18 protein-coding genes are annotated in these 18,526 nt (G+C 43.2%); 10 read left to right on the top strand and 8 right to left on the bottom strand.

Annotation, left to right across the window (positions count from 1 at the left end):
- Window positions 1-26: 26 nt before the first annotated feature.
- Window positions 27-1,988, bottom strand: coding sequence for an ATP-binding protein (locus tag RLN88_RS16035; RefSeq protein ID WP_350222515.1), 1,962 nt, complete (start codon window positions 1,986-1,988; stop codon window positions 27-29).
- A gap of 101 nt (window positions 1,989-2,089) precedes the next feature.
- Complete coding sequence (gene rocD, locus RLN88_RS16030; RefSeq protein ID WP_350222428.1) at window positions 2,090-3,367, bottom strand: ornithine--oxo-acid transaminase; 1,278 nt, start codon at window positions 3,365-3,367, stop codon at window positions 2,090-2,092.
- On the opposite strand from rocD, the gene RLN88_RS16025 reads away from it, so the two are divergent.
- From RLN88_RS16025 to RLN88_RS15995, 7 genes are all read left to right on the top strand, one after another.
- On the top strand, window positions 3,300-3,569 hold the full coding sequence (locus tag RLN88_RS16025; protein WP_350222427.1) for a C1orf53 family protein: 270 nt from the start codon (window positions 3,300-3,302) through the stop codon (window positions 3,567-3,569). The two genes, rocD and RLN88_RS16025, sit on opposite strands and share 68 nt — an antisense overlap.
- A 60-nt stretch (window positions 3,570-3,629) precedes the next feature.
- A complete protein-coding gene (gene rpmB, locus RLN88_RS16020) occupies window positions 3,630-3,869 on the top strand; it encodes a 50S ribosomal protein L28 (protein ID WP_350222426.1) in 240 nt (79 codons plus the stop codon).
- A gap of 123 nt (window positions 3,870-3,992) precedes the next feature.
- Window positions 3,993-5,651 (top strand): M1 family metallopeptidase, encoded by a 1,659-nt coding sequence (locus tag RLN88_RS16015; RefSeq protein ID WP_350222425.1) that lies wholly within the window; start codon window positions 3,993-3,995, stop codon window positions 5,649-5,651.
- Window positions 5,652-5,728: 77 nt separating this feature from the next.
- The gene (rpmG, locus tag RLN88_RS16010) at window positions 5,729-5,911 is read left to right on the top strand and encodes a 50S ribosomal protein L33 (protein WP_350222424.1); all 183 of its coding nucleotides are present in this window, start codon (window positions 5,729-5,731) and stop codon (window positions 5,909-5,911) included.
- A 2-nt stretch (window positions 5,912-5,913) separates the two neighbouring features.
- Window positions 5,914-6,063 carry a DUF4295 family protein gene (locus RLN88_RS16005; protein ID WP_089355257.1) on the top strand — a complete coding sequence of 50 codons (150 nt, stop codon included), beginning with the start codon at window positions 5,914-5,916 and terminating at the stop codon, window positions 6,061-6,063.
- Window positions 6,064-6,157: 94 nt separating this feature from the next.
- Window positions 6,158-7,111 carry a signal recognition particle-docking protein FtsY gene (ftsY, locus tag RLN88_RS16000; protein WP_350222423.1) on the top strand — a complete coding sequence of 318 codons (954 nt, stop codon included), beginning with the start codon at window positions 6,158-6,160 and terminating at the stop codon, window positions 7,109-7,111.
- A 17-nt stretch (window positions 7,112-7,128) separates the two neighbouring features.
- A complete protein-coding gene (locus tag RLN88_RS15995; RefSeq protein ID WP_350222422.1) occupies window positions 7,129-9,045 on the top strand; it encodes a tetratricopeptide repeat-containing sensor histidine kinase in 1,917 nt (638 codons plus the stop codon).
- On the opposite strand, the gene RLN88_RS15990 is transcribed toward RLN88_RS15995, so the two are convergent.
- Together RLN88_RS15990 and RLN88_RS15985 are read right to left on the bottom strand one after the other, a co-directional pair.
- On the bottom strand, window positions 9,042-9,392 hold the full coding sequence (locus tag RLN88_RS15990; protein WP_350222421.1) for a LytR/AlgR family response regulator transcription factor: 351 nt from the start codon (window positions 9,390-9,392) through the stop codon (window positions 9,042-9,044). The two genes, RLN88_RS15995 and RLN88_RS15990, sit on opposite strands and share 4 nt — an antisense overlap.
- Window positions 9,393-9,433: 41 nt before the next feature.
- Window positions 9,434-10,072 carry a DUF6134 family protein gene (locus RLN88_RS15985; RefSeq protein WP_350222420.1) on the bottom strand — a complete coding sequence of 213 codons (639 nt, stop codon included), beginning with the start codon at window positions 10,070-10,072 and terminating at the stop codon, window positions 9,434-9,436.
- An 80-nt stretch (window positions 10,073-10,152) separates the two neighbouring features.
- On the opposite strand from RLN88_RS15985, the gene RLN88_RS15980 reads away from it, so the two are divergent.
- The 3 genes from RLN88_RS15980 (at window position 10,153) to RLN88_RS15970 (ending at window position 13,210) form a co-directional block, all read left to right on the top strand.
- A complete protein-coding gene (locus tag RLN88_RS15980) occupies window positions 10,153-11,364 on the top strand; it encodes a bifunctional alpha/beta hydrolase/OsmC family protein (RefSeq protein ID WP_350222419.1) in 1,212 nt (403 codons plus the stop codon).
- 51 nt (window positions 11,365-11,415) lie between these two features.
- Entirely contained in the window at window positions 11,416-12,096 is a 681-nt protein-coding gene (locus RLN88_RS15975; RefSeq protein ID WP_350222418.1) for an SIMPL domain-containing protein, read from the top strand.
- A gap of 76 nt (window positions 12,097-12,172) precedes the next feature.
- The gene (locus RLN88_RS15970; protein WP_350222417.1) at window positions 12,173-13,210 is read left to right on the top strand and encodes a hypothetical protein; all 1,038 of its coding nucleotides are present in this window, start codon (window positions 12,173-12,175) and stop codon (window positions 13,208-13,210) included.
- A gap of 54 nt (window positions 13,211-13,264) precedes the next feature.
- On the opposite strand, the gene RLN88_RS15965 is transcribed toward RLN88_RS15970, so the two are convergent.
- The 4 genes from RLN88_RS15965 to ileS form a co-directional block, all read right to left on the bottom strand.
- A complete protein-coding gene (locus RLN88_RS15965) occupies window positions 13,265-13,570 on the bottom strand; it encodes a hypothetical protein (RefSeq protein WP_350222416.1) in 306 nt (101 codons plus the stop codon).
- Between the two features lie 80 nt (window positions 13,571-13,650).
- The gene (locus RLN88_RS15960; RefSeq protein ID WP_350222415.1) at window positions 13,651-14,397 is read right to left on the bottom strand and encodes a DUF1835 domain-containing protein; all 747 of its coding nucleotides are present in this window, start codon (window positions 14,395-14,397) and stop codon (window positions 13,651-13,653) included.
- Window positions 14,398-14,478: 81 nt separating this feature from the next.
- Entirely contained in the window at window positions 14,479-15,141 is a 663-nt protein-coding gene (locus RLN88_RS15955; protein WP_350222414.1) for a lipoprotein signal peptidase, read from the bottom strand.
- Window positions 15,138-18,521: an isoleucine--tRNA ligase gene (gene ileS / locus RLN88_RS15950; protein ID WP_350222413.1), complete on the bottom strand. Its 3,384-nt coding sequence runs from the start codon at window positions 18,519-18,521 to the stop codon at window positions 15,138-15,140. The genes RLN88_RS15955 and ileS overlap by 4 nt, the downstream gene beginning before the upstream one ends.
- Window positions 18,522-18,526: the final 5 nt, after the last annotated feature.

Below are 18,526 nucleotides of genomic sequence, written 5' to 3'. Positions count from 1 at the left end.
GATATATTATTGAGGACAGGGATTAGTTACTCAGCTTGCTGATCGGAGAAGTCCTCGATTTGTACCCGTTCTTTGATTGAAGACATCATCATTGGGGCATTGAGAATCAGGGTGTTTCCCCTTTTCCCTTCCTCTGTTTCAAGTACTAGTTCCCCTTTTATAAGATTGGTGCGGGTGTTCAGGTTTTTCCAACCATTGCCTTTTCCGTTGACAAGCAAATTCTTGTTGAAACCTGCGCCATCGTCTTCAATTAGCAGCGTGATTTCTTCTTCGTCCCCGGTGATCTGAAGGGTGACTCTTTGTGCATCCGAGTATTTGAGAATGTTATTGATCCATTCCTGTGTGATTCTATAAAGAGATATTTCCTGGATTTCCTTAAGTCGCTGTTCAAGGCCAAATACATTCAGCTCAATGAAAATCTTCCCAACATTGTTTATGCGATCTGTAAATTCTTTGAGTGCACTTTCCAATCCATTCTTGATGAGCGTTTGCGGCATCAGATCAAAGCAGATGTTTTTAAGTTCGCCATACATTTCATCTATCACCTTGGACGATTCCTCAAAAACCTTTTGTCTATCGTCCGGTTTAGGGCTTCCCTTCAGATTTTTGAGGTTCATATTCAGGATGGAGATCATCTGACCAAACCCGTCATGAAGATCGCGTGCGTACCTGGCTCGCTCTTTCTCTTGCGATGAGATGGTGGCGTTGATTTCTGATTCCCTTGCTCTGAGCTGAGCTTCCCGAAGTTTCAATTGCTGTTTTTTTCTAAGTCTGCTTCGCTGAAGAAGGGCTAGTGAAATGATCAGAATGATTGCTAATACGGAGGCAGCCAACAAAATTTGATTTCGCTCAATTTCGGCTTCTTGTTCTGATATTTGAGCTTCCTGAAGAGCGATTTGCTGTTCTTTCTTCTCGGTTTCGTATTGGGTTTGAAGCTCAAAAATTTGTTTCGTTTTGTTCTCCTCGAAAAGGGAGTCATTTAAAACCCTTTGAGAGTTTAGTGTATGGTATGCCTCCCTATATTTTCCAAGCCCTGCCAAAGCCCTGGATATCTGATTGAGAGCTGATGACTGAAACTCCAGGGCAGCAACCTTTCTGGAAACTTTTAGTGCTTCTTGTGCGGCTTCAAGTGCATTGCCAAATTCACCAAACTTGTTGTAATTGGCGGCCAGCAGAACCATCACATTCGATAATTCATACTCATTTTCATCTTTTCTAAATGCATCTTTTGCTTCCTGATAATACTGGCGAGCCCTATTTGCTTCTCCAAGACTATCATACGCTATCCCCAGGTTGCATTTCATGTACGGGACATATCTGTTATAACCAGCTTTCGCGTATGCTTGCATTGCTTCCGATGAGTATAGAATAGATTCTTCATAATTCTTAGTCTGAATCAGAACGCTTCCCAGATTCCCCATCATGACCATCTTACCAAAATCAGAATCAATTTCCTTGTAGATTTCCAGCGCCTGTCGATAGTATTCCAGAACTTTTGGATACTCTTTTTGCTTTTTATAAACTATGCCAATGTTACCTAAAACCATAGCACGCTTAAAGTGCTGATCAGGGATTGTTTCGTAAAGTTTCAACGCTTGAAAATAGCATTCCAAGGAGAGGTTATACTTACCAAGTTCATCATAAACAATCCCAATATTATTTAAGGAATTGGCTATTTCGAGTGTGTCGTTCAAAACTTTTTTGATGGAAAGAGATCGCTGATGGAGAATCAACGCTGAGTCTAATTTGCCCTTTGCCTCAAGAGCACTTGCCAGGCTATTATAAGAAGCGGCTATGGCTTTTTTCGAATCTATTTCCAGGCTGATTTCTAGTGCCTGGTTGGCTAAAATGAGAGCACTATCTACGTTGAAATTCTTATAGTACCAGGAAAGCTCGTTCAGTGAAGCTACTTTTTCATAACCTTTCTGATGGAGTAGCTCTGTCTTGATGCTGTCTATTTCGGCTTTTTGTGAAAAGCCATTTTGCACAACAAACAACAAAAAACATATAACCATGTGCGGTCGCATAGGTTAAAAATAAGAAAGCGAATGACTATGCCATTCGCTTATCTAAGTCTTTTCGATCAAACCTATTTTTCAAACTCCGTAATGGTCTTTTCGATGATATCACAGCATTCATGAAGCTGCTCTTCGGTCATTACCAGTGGAGGGGCAAATCGGATGATGTTTCCATGTGTTGGCTTGGCCAGCAGCCCATTTTCTTTGAGCTGAACGCAAATATCCCAGGCCGTAGAACTGTCCTCTTCATCATTGATTACTATGGCATTTAGCAAACCCTTTCCCCTCACCAGCGCCACCAAATCTGATTTTTCAATCATCTTGTTCATGCGATCTCTGAAAACTTCACCAAGCCTGCGGGCATTCTGTGTGAGTTTCTCATCCCTAATAACATTTAGTGCCGCCATACCAACAGCTCCTGCTACCGGGTTGCCGCCAAACGTAGAACCGTGTTGTCCCGGTTTAATCACCTCCATTACCGTATTGTTTGCCAACACGGCCGAAACAGGATATGCACCTCCTGAAAGGGCCTTTCCGAGTATTAAAATATCTGGTTGAGTATAGGTGGCCTGCTTTTCACAATGACCTTCGCATGTACAATCACCACAAACTCTTAGCAATGCACCGGTTCTCCCAATTCCTGTTTGTACCTCATCGGCAATGAAAAGGACGCCATGGTTTTCACAGATTTCTTTTGCCTTCCTGATGTAGCCTTCATCTGGCACCATAACCCCTGCTTCTCCCTGGATAGGCTCCACAAGGAACCCAGCTACATTTTCTCCCCGGATAGCGCGCTCTAGTTCGTTTAGATCATTGTATGGAATTCGGATAAAGCCTGGAGTGTACGGGCCAAAGTTTTTATTAGCCACAGGATCATTTGAAAAGGATACAATAGTTGTTGTTCTACCATGAAAGTTATTGTCACAAACGATGATCTGTGCTTTATTTTCATCGATTCCTTTTTTCTCATAAGCCCACTTTCTGCACAGTTTTATTGCAGTCTCCACAGCCTCAGCTCCGGTATTCATGGGTAGTACCTTATCGAAACCAAAATATTCGGTGATGAATTTCTCGTAAGGCCCCAGCACATCGTTGTAAAAGGCTCTGGAAGTAAGCGTCAAGGTTTCGGCTTGTCGGGTCATCGCTCCAACTATTGCCGGGTGGCAGTGGCCTTGATTGACAGCAGAATACGCCGAAAGAAAATCATAATACTGCTTTCCCTCCACATCCCAGACATGCACTCCATCTCCTTTTGCCAATACTACCGGAAGTGGGTGATAATTGTGTGCACCATGTTTGTCTTCCAGTTTTATTAGGTCTTCACTCGTTAGCGTATTATTTTCTATCATAGTTTTGCCGTTTAATTCTAGTTACAAGATTAACAATTTAAGCACTGAGGCGCAATTGAAAGGGGATTTGGAATCGGAGGATTACTATATTAACAAGCAGGGCTTGCTAGTGTTTACTGAAAAATATCATTTGAAAAGAGGCTATTGTTGTGGGAGTGGGTGCTTACACTGCCCATTTAATCATGAAAATGTGAAGCAATAGTTTGCATATTGGGTTGAAATCCCGATATTTGCACTCCATTTTTGAAAACGGACGAGAAAGATGTCAAAAGTTTGCGAGATAACCGGTAAAAGACCACAAGTAGGAAACAACGTTTCTCACTCAAATATTAAAACGAAAAGAAGGTTCAATCCGAATCTTCAAAAGAAGCGTTTCTACATTCCTGAGGAGGACAAGTGGATCACGTTGAAGGTTTCTACTTCGGCGCTAAGAACAATCAACAAAAATGGCATCACCTCTGTGCTGAAAAAAGCCAGAGCGAATGGCATGCTAATTAAATAAGTTGATCCATCAAGAAATTGAAACCCTGGCTTCCAAGTCGGGGTTTTTTTATGCCGTTTATGGAATATACCATTTGGCATTATTTTCAATAAGGTACTTTCGTTGCTAGTAGAACTATTCCATATGAAAAGCTTAATACTTTCCTTTTTTCTTTTTGCTTGCTGGTATGGGCATGCGCAATCTGATTTATTCAACCAAAATATAACCTATAGCCGTGCCGATTCATTGAGAGGATCCATTACTGAAGGAAGGGCCTGGTGGAATCTGAAACACTATGAGCTCGGTATTGAAGTAGATATAGCTAATAAGTCCCTTAAGGGATCGAATACAATTACTTATGAGGTACTTGAGTCAAATAACTTCATGCAAATTGACCTACAAGCGCCAATGAAAATCCTAAAGGTGAGTCAAAATGGCATGGAACTTTTAGTTGAAAAGGAGGGGAATGCGCATTTTGTTCAACTGAAGGAGAAACAAAAAGTAGGAACTATTCAGAAATTAGAAATAGAGTTTGTGGGCAAGCCAAGAGAAGCTGTGAATGCTCCATGGGATGGCGGATTTACATGGGCTAAGGATTCAAATGGGAAAGATTTTATTGCAAATGCGAATCAGGGGATTGGGGCCAGTATATGGTGGCCGTGTAAGGATCATGGTTACGATGAACCGGAAGATGGTTTGAGAATGAATATTACAGTCCCGGACGGATTGGTTGCTGTTGGAAATGGAAGACTTATAGGAACAAACAAACAAGCAGATAAGACTACCTACACCTGGGAGGTCAGCAATCCCATCAATAACTATGGAGTGAATATTAACATTGGGGATTATATAAACTATTCCGAAACGTATGAGGGCGAAAAGGGCAAGCTGGATATAGGCTATTGGGTTCTACGCGAAAATGTAGAGAAGGCGAAGGCACAATTTAAGCAGGTCCCAATGACACTGGATGCGTTTGAATATTGGTTTGGGCCCTATCCATTTTACGAAGACAGCTACAAGCTGGTGGAAGTTCCTTATTTGGGAATGGAGCATCAAAGCTCTGTCACATACGGAAATAGCTATAAGAATGGCTACAACGGAAGAGGAAGAGGTAGTTTTGATTGGAGTGGAACAGGCTGGGGGCTAAAGTGGGATTACATCATCGTCCATGAAACGGGTCACGAGTGGTTTGCCAATAACATCACTGCACGAGATGTAGCAGATCTATGGATTCACGAAGGGTTCACATGCTATTCTGAAACGCTATATCTGGATTATCATTTTGGGGAGCAGGCAGCATCTGAATACGTCATTGGAACAAGGAGGGTAATCAGTAATGAGTCTCCACTCATCGGTCATTATGATGTCAATAAAGAAGGATCTGGTGATATGTATTTTAAGGGGAACAATATTCTTCATACCCTGCGTCAGATAGTCAATGATGATGAAAAGTGGAGGTCGATTCTTCGGGGGCTCAATGAAAGATTTTATCATCAGACAGTAACCACCGCCGAAGTTGAAAACTATATAGCCGAGCAGTCAAAATTTGATTTGAGTTCCTTTTTTGATCAGTATTTGCGCAATTCCAATATCCCAAGCTTTGAATATAAAATTGACAATGAAAACATTTCTTTCAGATGGACAAATGTGATTGACGGCTTTAGTATGCCTTTGGATGTAATTATTGACGGGGAGGCAGTCAGAATTGATCCATCAATTGAATGGAGTAGCAGGAAGGGACAAAAAATCCAGGTGGATCAGGACTTTTATATCAATTCCGTCGATGTGTCTGAAAATGATTAAGATATATAGAAAAGAGGCTTTTTGGGATCAATTATTTTTCCTACATTTGCACTCCTTTTTGGAAAAGACAAAATAAAATGGCGAAGAAAGGAAACAGAGTCCAGGTAATTCTAGAGTGCACAGAGCACAAAACAAGTGGTCTTGCTGGTACCAGCAGGTACATCACTACCAAGAATAGAAAAAACACTCCTGATCGTATCGAGTTGAAGAAATACAACCCGATCATGAGAAAGTATACCGTACACAAAGAAATTAAGTAACCATGGCAAAGAAAGTAGTAGCAACCCTTAAGCAACCAGGTGGAGCGAAATACGCTAAGGTGATCAAAGCGATCAAAGGCGACAATGGATCTTATACTTACCGGGAAGAGATGGTTCTCGAAGGTGATGTAAAGGATACCTTAGCGAAATAAGAAATTAAATCCTAAAAGAAGGAAGGCCGCTCCGACGCACACGTCAGGGTGGCTTTTTTTATATTCACCGGATCATCCACTAATCAGTAATCGCATGGGCTTAAAAAGCTTTTTCACCAAAGACAAAAAGGAATCCCTGGACAAGGGGTTGGAAAGGTCAAAACAAAACTTTTTCACCAAGCTCAATAAGGCAGTTGTAGGAAAGTCTACCGTAGATGCGGATGTCCTGGACGAACTGGAAGAGGTACTTATTACGTCAGATGTGGGTGTGGAAACCACTGTAAAAATTATTGACCGAATCGAGGAGCGAGTGTCCAGGGACAAATACCTGAATACCTCCGAGCTCAATCAGATTCTCAGAGAAGAAATCGCCTCGCTACTGTCTGAGAACAACACTCAGGATATGGTGGATTTCGATCTGCCAAAAGTAGATGGGCCTTATGTCATTCTTGTGGTGGGAGTAAATGGTGTAGGCAAGACTACAACCATTGGCAAGTTGGCAGCTCAGTTTAAATCACTTGGAAAGAATGTGATTCTTGGGGCAGCAGATACCTTTAGAGCAGCTGCTGTAGATCAGCTCATCATGTGGGGCGAGCGAGTGGGCGTGCCGGTAGTTTCCAAAGGAATGAATACCGATCCTGCGGCAGTTGCATTTGAGGCAGCAAAGCAGGGAAAAGAAGAAAATGCTGATGTGGTAATCATCGATACGGCGGGCAGACTCCATACCAAAGTGAACCTAATGAACGAGCTTTCCAAGATTAAAAATGTGGTGCAGAAATTCATCCCCGAAGCACCCCATGACGTGATGTTAGTTTTAGACGGAAGTACCGGTCAAAATGCCTTTATTCAGGCAAAGGAATTTACAAAGGCTACTGAAGTTTCCTCGCTCGCTGTGACTAAACTGGATGGAACAGCCAAGGGCGGGGTTGTGATTGGAATCTCAGATCAGTTCAAAATCCCGGTGAAATATATAGGTGTGGGTGAGAAGGTGGAGGATCTCCAGGTTTTCAATAAGACAGAGTTTGTCGATTCCTTTTTCAAGAATTAAACGCTACCTTGTGATTAATGAAAAGGCCTGCCTTCTTTTTCAATAGCGTCTTTTTTATCCTACTGATATCACCCCTCTTTGGATTTGTTCAAACACCGTTGCTTGATAGCCTTCTGAGTGAATATAATTCATCATCAGACGTAAAAGACAAGCTGACAATTCTTAGAGTTATCACTTCTGAAGAGCCGGAAACCAATCAAAAAATCGCTTATGCCAATGAGCTTTTGGCATTGGCAATCAAACATGACTCATACTACTTTCAGCATGCTGCTGAGCTTCAGTTGGGTATTGGATATCGCTTTACGGGGGACTTATCCAAGAGTCTGGAGCACTTACTTGCGTCCCTGGAGATAGCAGAGGCCAATCAGGATGAAAAATCTATCGGGTCCTCACTTGGGGAAATAGCTGCAACCTATGCCAGTCAGGGTGATGTGAGAACGGCCGTCCATTTTTCCAATCGTACGATTGATATTTTCAGAACGCAAAAGGATACCCTCAACCTTTCCATTGCATTGCTAAATACGGGCTATGATTATTACACTATTGATGAGCTGGACTCTTCCATCCTTTATGGCCGGGAAGCGGAAAGCCTGGTATCCAACTTTTTCGGAATAAGCACCAATCGCCAAGAGTCCTTGCTTGCCTACATCAGGGGGAATATGGCCATTACGCAAGCGGCTTTAGGGAAAAAGGAAGAGGCTGTGAAAGCACTCAAAACCAGCATCGAAAGTTTGCGAGCAATCAATGATTACTATGCTGTGGCAGACTTTTCAAAGTTTTTGGGTGAAATAGAGCTTGAGCTTGGGAGGGTCGATATTGCGGAGAAAATCGCGCTGGAAGCATTGGAACTATCCAAGAGGTATGGCCTCTCCGAGCTAAACAGGGACCTGAATTTGCTGCTTTTCAAGATCCATCATCAAAAAGCCAATTATAGAGAAGCACTTACTTATCATTTGGCATATGCGAATCTGGCCGATTCCATTGAAAACAAGAATGTGATCAGAAAAATGGAAAAACAGCAGTCTGCATTTGAGCTTGCTCAAAAGGAAGCTGAGGTAGAATTACTAAAAGTGCAGAGAAAAAACCAACAGGTTGTTATAGTTACTGCAACGGTTGTAGTGTTTGCCTTTGCCATTTTAGTCATTGTCATTTTTGTCTACTACAGAAGTAAAATTCGTATCAACCGGGTGTTAAAAAGGCAAAAAGTATCGCTGGAAAGGCTCAATGAAACCAAGGATAAATTCTTCTCAATCATATCCCATGATCTTCGTGGGCCGGTCAGCTCACTCTTTGGCGTGAGTACATTAATCAGACATTTTGTAAGGGAGAACGACACGGGAAAGTTGCTTGAAATGGCGGATCATATGGAAGCTTCGGTGGATCGATTGTCCAGCCTGCTTGATAACCTGCTCAATTGGGCGATGCAGCAGCAGGGTCATTTTCCCAATGTACCAGAGAAGGTGAATATTTCTGAAATGGTCGAGGAGGTCGTTGAAATGTTTTCCAACATGGCCGATGGCAAGAAGCTGAAAATCACCTCAAAAATTGATCGGCCGGTTTTTGTCTGGGCGGATAAAAACAGCATCCATACCGTTTTTCGAAATCTGATAAATAATGCAATCAAGTTTACCCCAGAAGGAGGCACAATCACCCTGGAGTCAGTTCTTGAGGAAGATACTGTGAAGATTGCGGTAACTGATACAGGGGTAGGTATCCCTCAATCCAAATTGAACCGGTTATTTAATCTCGACAATGAATCATCCACGTATGGTACGGCCGGTGAGAAAGGGCTGGGACTGGGGCTTCAGTTGGTGAAGGAGTTTATGGAAATGAACAAGGGTGCAATTTCTGCTTCCAGCAAAGAGGGTGAAGGAACAACCTTCAAAGTTACCCTGCCGCTGTTCGATAAAAATGAAGTTTTAGAAAAGGCTTAGGCAGTCACCTGCAGGATTGCATTTCTGAGCATTTCCTTGTCCAGAACTACCTTCCTTAAATACTTATCAATTTTTAGCTTCTTGTCCTTAGTGGGCATATTCACATGCGCAGAGATCATGATGATCTTGGGTTTTTTATCCAGCGTATCCAGCGTTTCAAACCCATCCAGATAAGGCATTTCCAAATCAATCAGTAATACATCCGGCTTTTGCTTTACCACTTGATGTATGCCTTTCGCAGGGTTTTCGTAGGTGCTTATCAGCTCCATATCTTCATAATCATCAAAATATGAGCCGATGAGCTGAAGAAAGAGCGGGTCGTCATCAATAGCGATACACTTGATCATGGGTGAGAAGGGATGGTTTGAAAAAGGAAAATTACAGAATTTTAATCCACTGTAATAGACCCTCCGATGATCTTCTTTTCCTTTACTGCCAGGAGCGATTCGGGAGTCATCTGGAAGTAGAACTTTGCAAAATCACGCGAGACTTTCACTTCTGAGCAGATGCCATTGGTATAGGTATAAAGGTTGATGCCATCAGGGGATTCCATTTCGTATTCATGTTCACCTACTTTGGTGAATTTCAAGAACTGGCCAAACTGTGGAGAATATACTTGCTGACTGTCAGTGGGCTCCTCGAAATAGATGGCCGCCACTGAATATTCAATTCGCTTTTCGTGAGGATGGGATTTTACCCCATTGATATCCAATGTGTACTGTTTTCCATCAAACCACACGGTGGACTCCTTTTGCGTGGATCCGTTCAGCTTATTATGTGTATATTCCTTGATCAGTTGGCCATACTTGTATTCACTATTTGATTCATAGTCTACGGTGAATGAAAAGAGGATTCTGAAAGTGACTTCACTGGTGATTTCATACTTTACCTGGTTTTCAGATAGCATCCGCTTCACCTTCATATCCCCCAACTTCTTACTACCTTTCACCACTTCATAATGAAGCACCTGGCCAAACGCCACGTGGCAGACAAAGAATAAGGATAGTATGGTTAGGTATCTTCTCACTATTTTGAAATCATTTAGTTTAAGGACACAAATGGTTTCTCATTGTTTCCGCATTAAGATAGACGAAAAACATCCAACTCATGCGATTTAAAAAAGTTACTTTCAAAAATTCCGACGGACATGAACTTTCGGGGCGATTAGATTTTCCACTGATCGGTAGGCCCAAGGCGTATGTCTTGTTTGCGCATTGCTTCACCTGCTCCAAAAACCTAAAGTCGGTTGATCATATCAGCCAAGCATTTACCCGGTCGGGTATGGCCATTTTGCGGTTTGATTTTACGGGGCTGGGGCAAAGCAAGGGCGAGTTTGCAGATACAAATTTTTCATCCAATTTATCGGATTTGAAAGATGCCTATGATTTTATGGCAGCCGAATATGAGGCGCCCCAGATCATGGTGGGACACTCGCTGGGTGGTGCGGCAGTCCTGCATGTGTCCGGTGAGCTGAAAAATGTAAAAGCCGTGGCGACTATAGGGGCACCTTCTACCCCAGATCATGTAGCCCACTTGCTGGATAAAGGCAGAGAGGAATTGGAAAAATCCGGGGAGGCAGAAGTGAATATAGGAGGCCGTACGTTCAAAATGAAGAAGCAATTTTTGGATGACCTGGAGGAAAAAAAGGGCAAGGGGGTCATCAAAAACCTAAAGAAGTCTTTGCTGGTCATCCACTCTCCTCAGGACAAAATTGTGGGGATCAACAATGCGCAAGAAATCTATGAGCAGGCCATGCATCCAAAAAGCTTTGTCACATTGGATGGTGCTGACCACCTGATGACCGAAGAGGAAGATGCGAAATATGCGGGAATGATTATTTCAAGCTGGGCGGGGCGGTATATTGAGATTGCGGAGCAAGAGGAGGCCCCTGAAGGAGAAGTGTGGACAAGATTGGGCGACAAAGGATTTACCACAGAGGTGATTGCCGGTAGACATCAGCTGATTGCAGATGAGCCGTCAAGTGTAGGAGGGAATGATGAGGGCCCAACTCCTTATGGATACTTACTTTCAGGTCTGGGGGCATGCACAGCCATGACGTTGCGAATGTATGCGGATCATAAGAAGTTGCCTTTGGAGGAGGTAGAAGTGAAACTCACGCATGATAAGATTCACCAGCAGGATAGTGAAAACAGTGAAAGCTCGAAAGGTAAGATTGATCAAATTACCCGGCGAATCAAGCTGACCGGTGATCTTACAGAAGACCAACGTAAGCGACTGATTGAAATTGCTAACAGATGTCCGGTGCATAAAACCATAGAAGGTAAGCCTGAGATATTGACGGAAGAGATAAAAGGTTAGACAGTTTATGGAATTTCGGATCAACTTGCATCTCTAGAGAAAACAAAAACTATGAAATACCTATTCATCTTATTAATGGCCTTAAGCCTGGCCGCACTTGGTCAGACTGAAAATGCTAGAATCAGAAGTATTGAAGTAAAAGGCAGCAGTGAAATTGAAATCACCCCTGATGAGATTTTTGTAAGAATCACACTTAAAGAGTACAAAAACGGGGGTAGCAAGGAAGATCTGAATTCACTTGAGTCTGGTTTGGTGAAAGCCATAAAAAAGCTGGGAATCCCTGCAGAAAATTTGACAGTGGAGAATCTCTATGGCTACAATTGGGACTGGAGAAAGCGTAAAGCTGATGACTTTTTAGGGAGTAAAAGCTTTATCCTAAAAGTAAGTGATCTGAAAAAGATGAATGACCTGGTAGACTTACTGGATCCTGAAGGCCTGAACAATATGAATATCCAGTCATATTCTCATAGCAATATTGAGGATTACAGAAGACAGGTAAAGATCGGAGCAATGAAGGCTGGTAAGGAGAAGGCTACCTACTTACTTGAAAGTGTAGACGCGAAACTCGGAAAAATTCTTGAAGTTCAGGAAATCGATTATGGCTATCAAGGCCCCATGATGCGCTCAAATATGGCTTTGATGGCTGAAGATGCCGGAGGATATCAATCGGAAGTAGAGTTTATGCAGATAAAAGTGCGAGCCGAGATGCGTGTGGTTTTCGAAATAGAATAGTGGTGCATGTTAGCTTTTTTGCTACCTCACTCAATAGGAAAAGTCATTATCTTAACCGCTCACTTAACCTATTGCCATGAAAAAACTAACTATCATTTTAATTTTTATTCCATTTCTGTCGTCTGCACAATGGACGGCCTGGTCAAAAATGAGCTCCGGAAAGGGGGAAACCATTGTTACCAATAGCATTCGCGGGTATGTGGAACTGGCGGGAGGAAAGCGATTGGAGGGTATGGTCTCGTTAAAAGTACTGAACGCAGATACGATTGAAATTCGAATAATTCCGGATGGGGAAAAGAAAAAGCAAAATTATTTAAGGGCTGAAGTAGTATCATTTGCAGGGGCAAAAATGCTTCAGGATGAAAAGAACGATTATAAAATCCCTAGCAAAAATTTTCATCCGGGCAGGATCTTTTTTGAGAATGGGGACGAGTGGAGTGGAAAGGTAGCAATGAAAGCCCAGGAAAACTTTGATTATCAAGGGTCAAAATATGGGCCGCAGGCAGTAAAATTTGCAAATGCAAATGATGAAGTTACTGAGTATTCGGCCAGGAAAGGCAACATCATTTACCTCATCCAAACCATAGATGGAGTTGAGAATCACTACATAAAAGTAGATAAGTACTTTGTGGAGGTTGGTAACCCCAAAGGACGATTTTCATACTTCAGAAATCCCAGCCCTACACATGTGAGAGAGGGGGCAACCAGCCTGGCTGAGAGTGCGGTTGTTAAAGTTTCAGAAGACCTTCAGAAAGCAGCGGCCAAAGCTGCCGCCAAGTCTACATTCGAACAGAGCATGAAAGACGGCAAAAGCATGGGGGAGGCTATGGGTAATGCCACGGTTGCCGCAATGCAAGCTTCAGAAAATGTAAATGACGTACTAAAAACAGATGAGATATTGGAGGATGAAACAGCTAATATTTATTTTGAGGAATACTATATCGTAGACAATAAGAAACTTACAAGGAGTATCATTTATAAGAAAAATGTGGATGAAGTGCTAAATGCAATTCTGGAGGGGTGCGGCCTTGAGGAAAAGATTGTGGATAAAGCAGGGAAGATGAATGAGCTAACTGAAGCCATGGTCTTTCTGGAAGAAAATATATGTGACTAGAACCAAAAAAAGGCAACTCATCGAGTTGCCTTTTTTATGTATTTCCATTTTTCTTTAATCAAAATCTTCTTCATCCTCATATCGCTCCTCATACTCCTCTCGCACTTCTTCGCGCAGATTGCCCTCATCATCATAGTCATCGTCATCGGCAATGAGCTCCCTTGCTTCTGCCACGGTCATTTTCACCAGATAATATTTCTCATCCGTTTCAAAAGGCAGCCCACTCTGGTATTCACCATCTTTGTTCATAAACTTAATAAGATGATCCTTGAAGCCTTCCGGGTACGCTAATTTGATTTGCTCCTGGATGTTTTGATCCAGCGCTTCAAAGGCTTTGAGTACACGAGGTTTATTGTTCATGCGACTAATGTAGAAATTTTACGGAAAAATAAGGACACAACTCCTACATCACAAAAATTAATGATTTCCAGACCCTAGAGTCAGAAATTTTCCCGCAAAACTCTATCAAAGATGTGCTTTGCCTGCAAAGCCCCATAGCCATAAATGGCAGCCCGCTTATTAAACTCCCTAAACACTGTACCAAAATCCTGAGTAGATTTTTCCTTGATGATGTCGAGAATGATTTGTTCTGGCTTGGTAAGCCGCCCCTCCTCAGGCAACCGGTCAAAATGTGCCTCAATGGCTTTCATGACAAATGGAAAATCAGAATGAAGCTGCACACCGATTTTTAGCAAACGCTCCAAATGGTTGTTTTTATAGGCAAACCATAGAATGGCAAATTGATTGACATTGATGGGTGTCATTGCCTGTCTGTTTTCCAGGGCATTTCTTAACCCCTGCCCATCCAATCCGCCAAACCCATACTCAAGCGGAGTTTTAGGGAGCACCAGGAATGTCTGGATGTTTTTCTGGTAAAGCAGGCTGCAAACAAACCAGAAATTGACCTGGCAGAAAAGATCCTCTTCAAACCAGAGGTTGACCTCACCATGTGCAATCGATCGGATTTTGTTGAATTCGGGGATGGTCACTTCTTCATACTTTCCATTCCCATAGCCATATCCATCTGAGATAAACTTGGAACGAAGTTCGAAAAGCTCTTCCAAGGAATTGCTTTGAACCGGCCCATCCACCATACACTCCCTGGCCACAATGAACTCCCCCTCAATTTCATCCTTAGGAAATTGCTGCTTTAGTGCATCGCCATTGAGTATGTGGTAGGTGTTCAAAATCTAGCTTTCATGTGAATAGTATATGTTCTTAATGGCACACATGCCTGCCTGCCGACAGACAGGGAATTCGCATGAATACTATTCATTACCTGGTTGGTGTTTGTCAATCATGCTCATTTCATGAGTTTCCAGTATCGGCTCCTTTGATTTGTCCTCTTCCTCTTTTTTAAAGTAACGCTTTTGAAAAGCAATGATAAAGCAGATCGCTACAAATATGGAAGCATCGGCAATATTGAAAACCGGCCAGAGGGCCATGTAATCACCGCCCATCAGCGGAATCCAATCCGGCAAATACCCCTCCCAGATGTCGATATAAAACATATCGATTACCTGACCATGAAACCATGGACTAGGGGCATCATACGGGGCGTTATCGAACAAAACACCGTAGAAGATTGAATCAACAAGGTTGCCAATGGCACCACCCAGAATCAGGGCAATGCAAATAAGCAGGCCAGTACTGGCACCTTTTTTTATCAGTGAATACAAATAGAAACCGATGGCGATCATGGCGCCAATTCTGAAGACGGTCAGGATCAACTTGCCATAGGCAAAATCTAGCTTCATCCCGAAAGCCATGCCAGGATTGGTGAGGTAGTGCAGCTTGAACCAATTGCCAAAAATCAGAATCTGACCCTTGGTGCCCATATCCATATTGTAGTGGACGATCATCTTCACTATCTGATCAGCAATGATGACCAATAGGCTTATGAGAAAATATTTTAAAACTTGATTCTTCATTCGTTTGCTACTTCTATTAGTACATCCAGTATTATTCCATCTATATCAAATCTTTCTGCTCCGCTTAGCTCCTTCGATTCCAGTGAAACGGCCTGTGTCTCCGTTTTGATATAGTCCGCAAAGTCTTTCAATGCCGCATTCATCATTTCATCCGTCGTGAAAAAGGACACAGCGATCTTATCCTGTACCTCGAGCCCTTTGTCTTTTCTCAGGTTTTGGATTCGGTTCACCACATCCCGGCTCAGTCCTTCCTTTCTCAAATCATCTGTGATGGTGATGTCAAGCGCGACAGTCAATCCCCCCTCTGATGCTACCAGCCATCCCGGAATATCCTGAGAGGCGATTTCTACATCCTCAAGTGAAAGATTGATTTTTTCTCCTCCCACCTCAATTTCAAAACCTCCATCCCGCTCGATGGCTGCAATCTCATCTTTACCAAATCCATTAATGATCGCAGAAATAGCCTTCATCTTTGGGCCGTACTGCTGACCAAGTTTTCTGAAATTAGGCTTGATATTCTTGACCAAAATGCCGGAAGCATCATCTACGTATTCCACTTCTTTTACGTTGATCTCTGTTTTGATTAGCTCTTCCACAGCCTCAATTCGTGCCTTCACTTCAGGCTTTAGGATAGGGATCAATACCTTATGCAGTGGCTGGCGAACCTTGATTTTCTCTTTCTTCCTCAGCGAGTGAACAAGCGAAGAAATGCCTTGGGCGTAGTGCATGCTGTCAGTCAATGCATGATCTATTTTACTCTCATCAGCTGTGGTCAGAATGCTGAGGTGTACCGAATCATGCTGGTATGCTGTACCGTTTTTCTTAGCGGCATCACGCATGCCGTCCGTCAGATTTTTATATAGCCACTCTGCATAGAATGGAGCAATCGGGCTCATAAGCTGGGCAGTTGCCAGCAAGCACTCAAAGAGTGTTTCGTAAGCCGCTTTCTTATCATCATTCAGTTCACTTCTCCAAAACCGCTTTCTTGACAAGCGCACATACCAGTTGGAAAGCTGGTCATTCACAAAATCCTGAATGGCCCTGGCAGCTTTCGTTGGTTCGTAATCTTCATAATAAGAAGTCACATCCTTGATGAGAATTTGCAGTTCCGAGATGATCCAGCGATCGAATCGTGGACGATCTGTGATTGGAGTCACATTTTGCTCATCCATTTGGAAGTCATCCAGATTGGCATAGAGAGCAAAGAAGGAATAGGTATTGTTGAGCGTCCCGAAAAATTTTCGCTGAACTTCTGCCACACCTTCCAGATCAAATTTCAGGTTGTCCCAAGGATTGGCATTGGCGATCATGTACCAGCGGGTCGGGTCAGCGCCATATTGATTCAGCGTTTCAAACGGGTTGATCGCATTGCCCAATCGCTTGGACATTTTGTTGCCATTCTTATCAAGTACCAGTCCATTGGCAATTACGTTTTTGTAGGCAACCGAATCATTTAGCAATACGGAAATGGCATGCAAGGTAAAAAACCAGCCTCGTGTTTGATCCACACCCTCAGCGATGAAATCAGCCGGGTAGTTTGCCCTATAAGTTTCTTCATTTTCAAACGGATAGTGCCACTGCGCATACGGCATAGCCCCTGAATCAAACCAAACGTCGATCAGATCCGGTTCCCTAAACATCTTTTGTCCGCTCTCGCTGACAAGGAAAATGTCATCTACATAAGGTCTGTGAAGATCAAAATCTTCGGGTAAGTCTGCGCTCATGAATCCTGCCTCTGCAGCCTCATGAACTTCCTGCTGCAGCTCTTCGATGCTGCCGATGCATTTCATTTCGGTGCGATCTTCAGTTGCCCAGATCGGTAGCGGCGTTCCCCAAAATCGGGATCTGCTCAGGTTCCAGTCCACCAGGTTTTCCAGCCAGTTTCCAAACCTGCCCGTACCGGTAGATTCCGGCTTCCAGTTAATGGTCTTGTTGAGATCAACCAGACGGTCTTTCAGCGCTGTGGTTTTGATAAACCAGGAATCCAACGGGTAGTAAAGCACTGGTTTATCCGTTCTCCAGCAGTGCGGGTAGGAGTGCTCGTATTTTTCTACTCTGAAGGCTTTGTTGTCTTCCTTGAGCTTGATGGCAATGAGCACATCTGTTGGTTTGAAGTCCGGATCATTTCGCTCCTCGTCACTATAGTATTCTTCTTTCACATACCGTCCGGCAAAGTCAGTTACTTCTTCCACAAACTGGCCGTGCTTATCCACCAGAGGTACTTCCTGTCCTTTTTCGTCCAGTACCATGACCGAAGGAACGCCAGCAGCCTGTGCCACCCTGAAGTCGTCCGCACCAAAAACAGATGCCGTATGGACGATACCGGTACCATCTTCAGTAGATACAAAATCTCCCGCGATCACCCTGAATGCATTCTTCTCCAGGTTTTCATTGGTCACATAGGGCATGAGTTGCTCATAGCGAACCTCAAGAATATCTGAGCCCCTAAATTCCTTCACAATCTCAAATGGGATCAGCTTATCGCCTTCTTTGAAATCTGTGAGAGGAATGTCCTTAGCCTTTTCAGAAAAATACTTTCCGACCAAATCCTTCGCCAGTATAACTGAGACAGGAAGGTGCGTGTAAGGATTGAACGTTTTCACCTTCACGTACGTGATCTTTTCCCCCACCGCAAGGCCGCAGTTGGAAGGAAGGGTCCATGGTGTGGTTGTCCAGGCAATGATTCTTACATCTTCATCTTCTTTTTCAAAAAGGAAAGTTGATCGATCATCCTTTTTCACTTTAAACTGTGCCACGATGGAGGTGTCTTTCACATCACGGTAGGTTCCTGGCTGGTTTAGTTCGTGTGAACTCAACCCCGTACCCGCGGCAGGTGAGTAAGGCTGAACCGTGTAGCCTTTGTAAAGTAGCCCTTTGTCGTAAAGCCTTTTCAGAAGGTTCCAGACTGACTCTATATACTCTTTCTCAAATGTCACATAAGGATTTTCCAAATCTACCCAATACCCCATTTGGCGGGTCAGGTCATCCCATTCACCTTTGAATTTCATGACTGCCTCACGGCACTTGGCATTGTAATCCTCAACTGAAATCTTCCTGCCAATATCATCTTTGGTGATACCCAATTCTTTTTCTACCTGAAGCTCCACAGGTAGGCCATGGGTATCCCACCCGCCTTTTCTTTTTACCTGATAGCCCTGAAGCGTTTTGTATCGGCAGAAAATATCCTTAACTGTTCGGGCCATCACATGGTGAATACCAGGAGTGCCGTTCGCGGATGGAGGCCCTTCATAAAATGTGAAGGTGTCATTTCCTTCGCGGGTACTTACGGACTGCTCGAAAATTTTATTATCCTCCCAAAACTTCAGGATGTCTTTAGCAATTTCTGAGTAGCTGACTTTCTTAAATTCAGGATATTTCACTGGAC

It is taken from the genome of Ekhidna sp. (genome assembly GCF_040223195.1).
Taxonomy (GTDB): domain Bacteria; phylum Bacteroidota; class Bacteroidia; order Cytophagales; family Cyclobacteriaceae; genus Ekhidna.
Note: the sequence above shows the minus strand (reverse complement) of the source record. Positions and strands in the feature narration are given on the sequence as shown.

Coding starts and splice junctions, on each gene's coding strand:
- ftsY (WP_350222423.1), top strand. CDS start 6,158: ATGGGCTTAAAAAGCTTTTTCACCAAAGACAAAAAGGAATCCCTGGAC.
- RLN88_RS15990 (WP_350222421.1), bottom strand. CDS start 9,392: ATGATCAAGTGTATCGCTATTGATGACGACCCGCTCTTTCTTCAGCTC.
- rpmG (WP_350222424.1), top strand. CDS start 5,729: ATGGCGAAGAAAGGAAACAGAGTCCAGGTAATTCTAGAGTGCACAGAG.
- RLN88_RS15995 (WP_350222422.1), top strand. CDS start 7,129: ATGAAAAGGCCTGCCTTCTTTTTCAATAGCGTCTTTTTTATCCTACTG.
- RLN88_RS16015 (WP_350222425.1), top strand. CDS start 3,993: ATGAAAAGCTTAATACTTTCCTTTTTTCTTTTTGCTTGCTGGTATGGG.
- RLN88_RS15970 (WP_350222417.1), top strand. CDS start 12,173: ATGAAAAAACTAACTATCATTTTAATTTTTATTCCATTTCTGTCGTCT.
- RLN88_RS15980 (WP_350222419.1), top strand. CDS start 10,153: ATGCGATTTAAAAAAGTTACTTTCAAAAATTCCGACGGACATGAACTT.
- RLN88_RS16005 (WP_089355257.1), top strand. CDS start 5,914: ATGGCAAAGAAAGTAGTAGCAACCCTTAAGCAACCAGGTGGAGCGAAA.
- RLN88_RS15965 (WP_350222416.1), bottom strand. CDS start 13,570: ATGAACAATAAACCTCGTGTACTCAAAGCCTTTGAAGCGCTGGATCAA.
- RLN88_RS15975 (WP_350222418.1), top strand. CDS start 11,416: ATGAAATACCTATTCATCTTATTAATGGCCTTAAGCCTGGCCGCACTT.
- rocD (WP_350222428.1), bottom strand. CDS start 3,367: ATGATAGAAAATAATACGCTAACGAGTGAAGACCTAATAAAACTGGAA.
- RLN88_RS15955 (WP_350222414.1), bottom strand. CDS start 15,141: ATGAAGAATCAAGTTTTAAAATATTTTCTCATAAGCCTATTGGTCATC.
- rpmB (WP_350222426.1), top strand. CDS start 3,630: ATGTCAAAAGTTTGCGAGATAACCGGTAAAAGACCACAAGTAGGAAAC.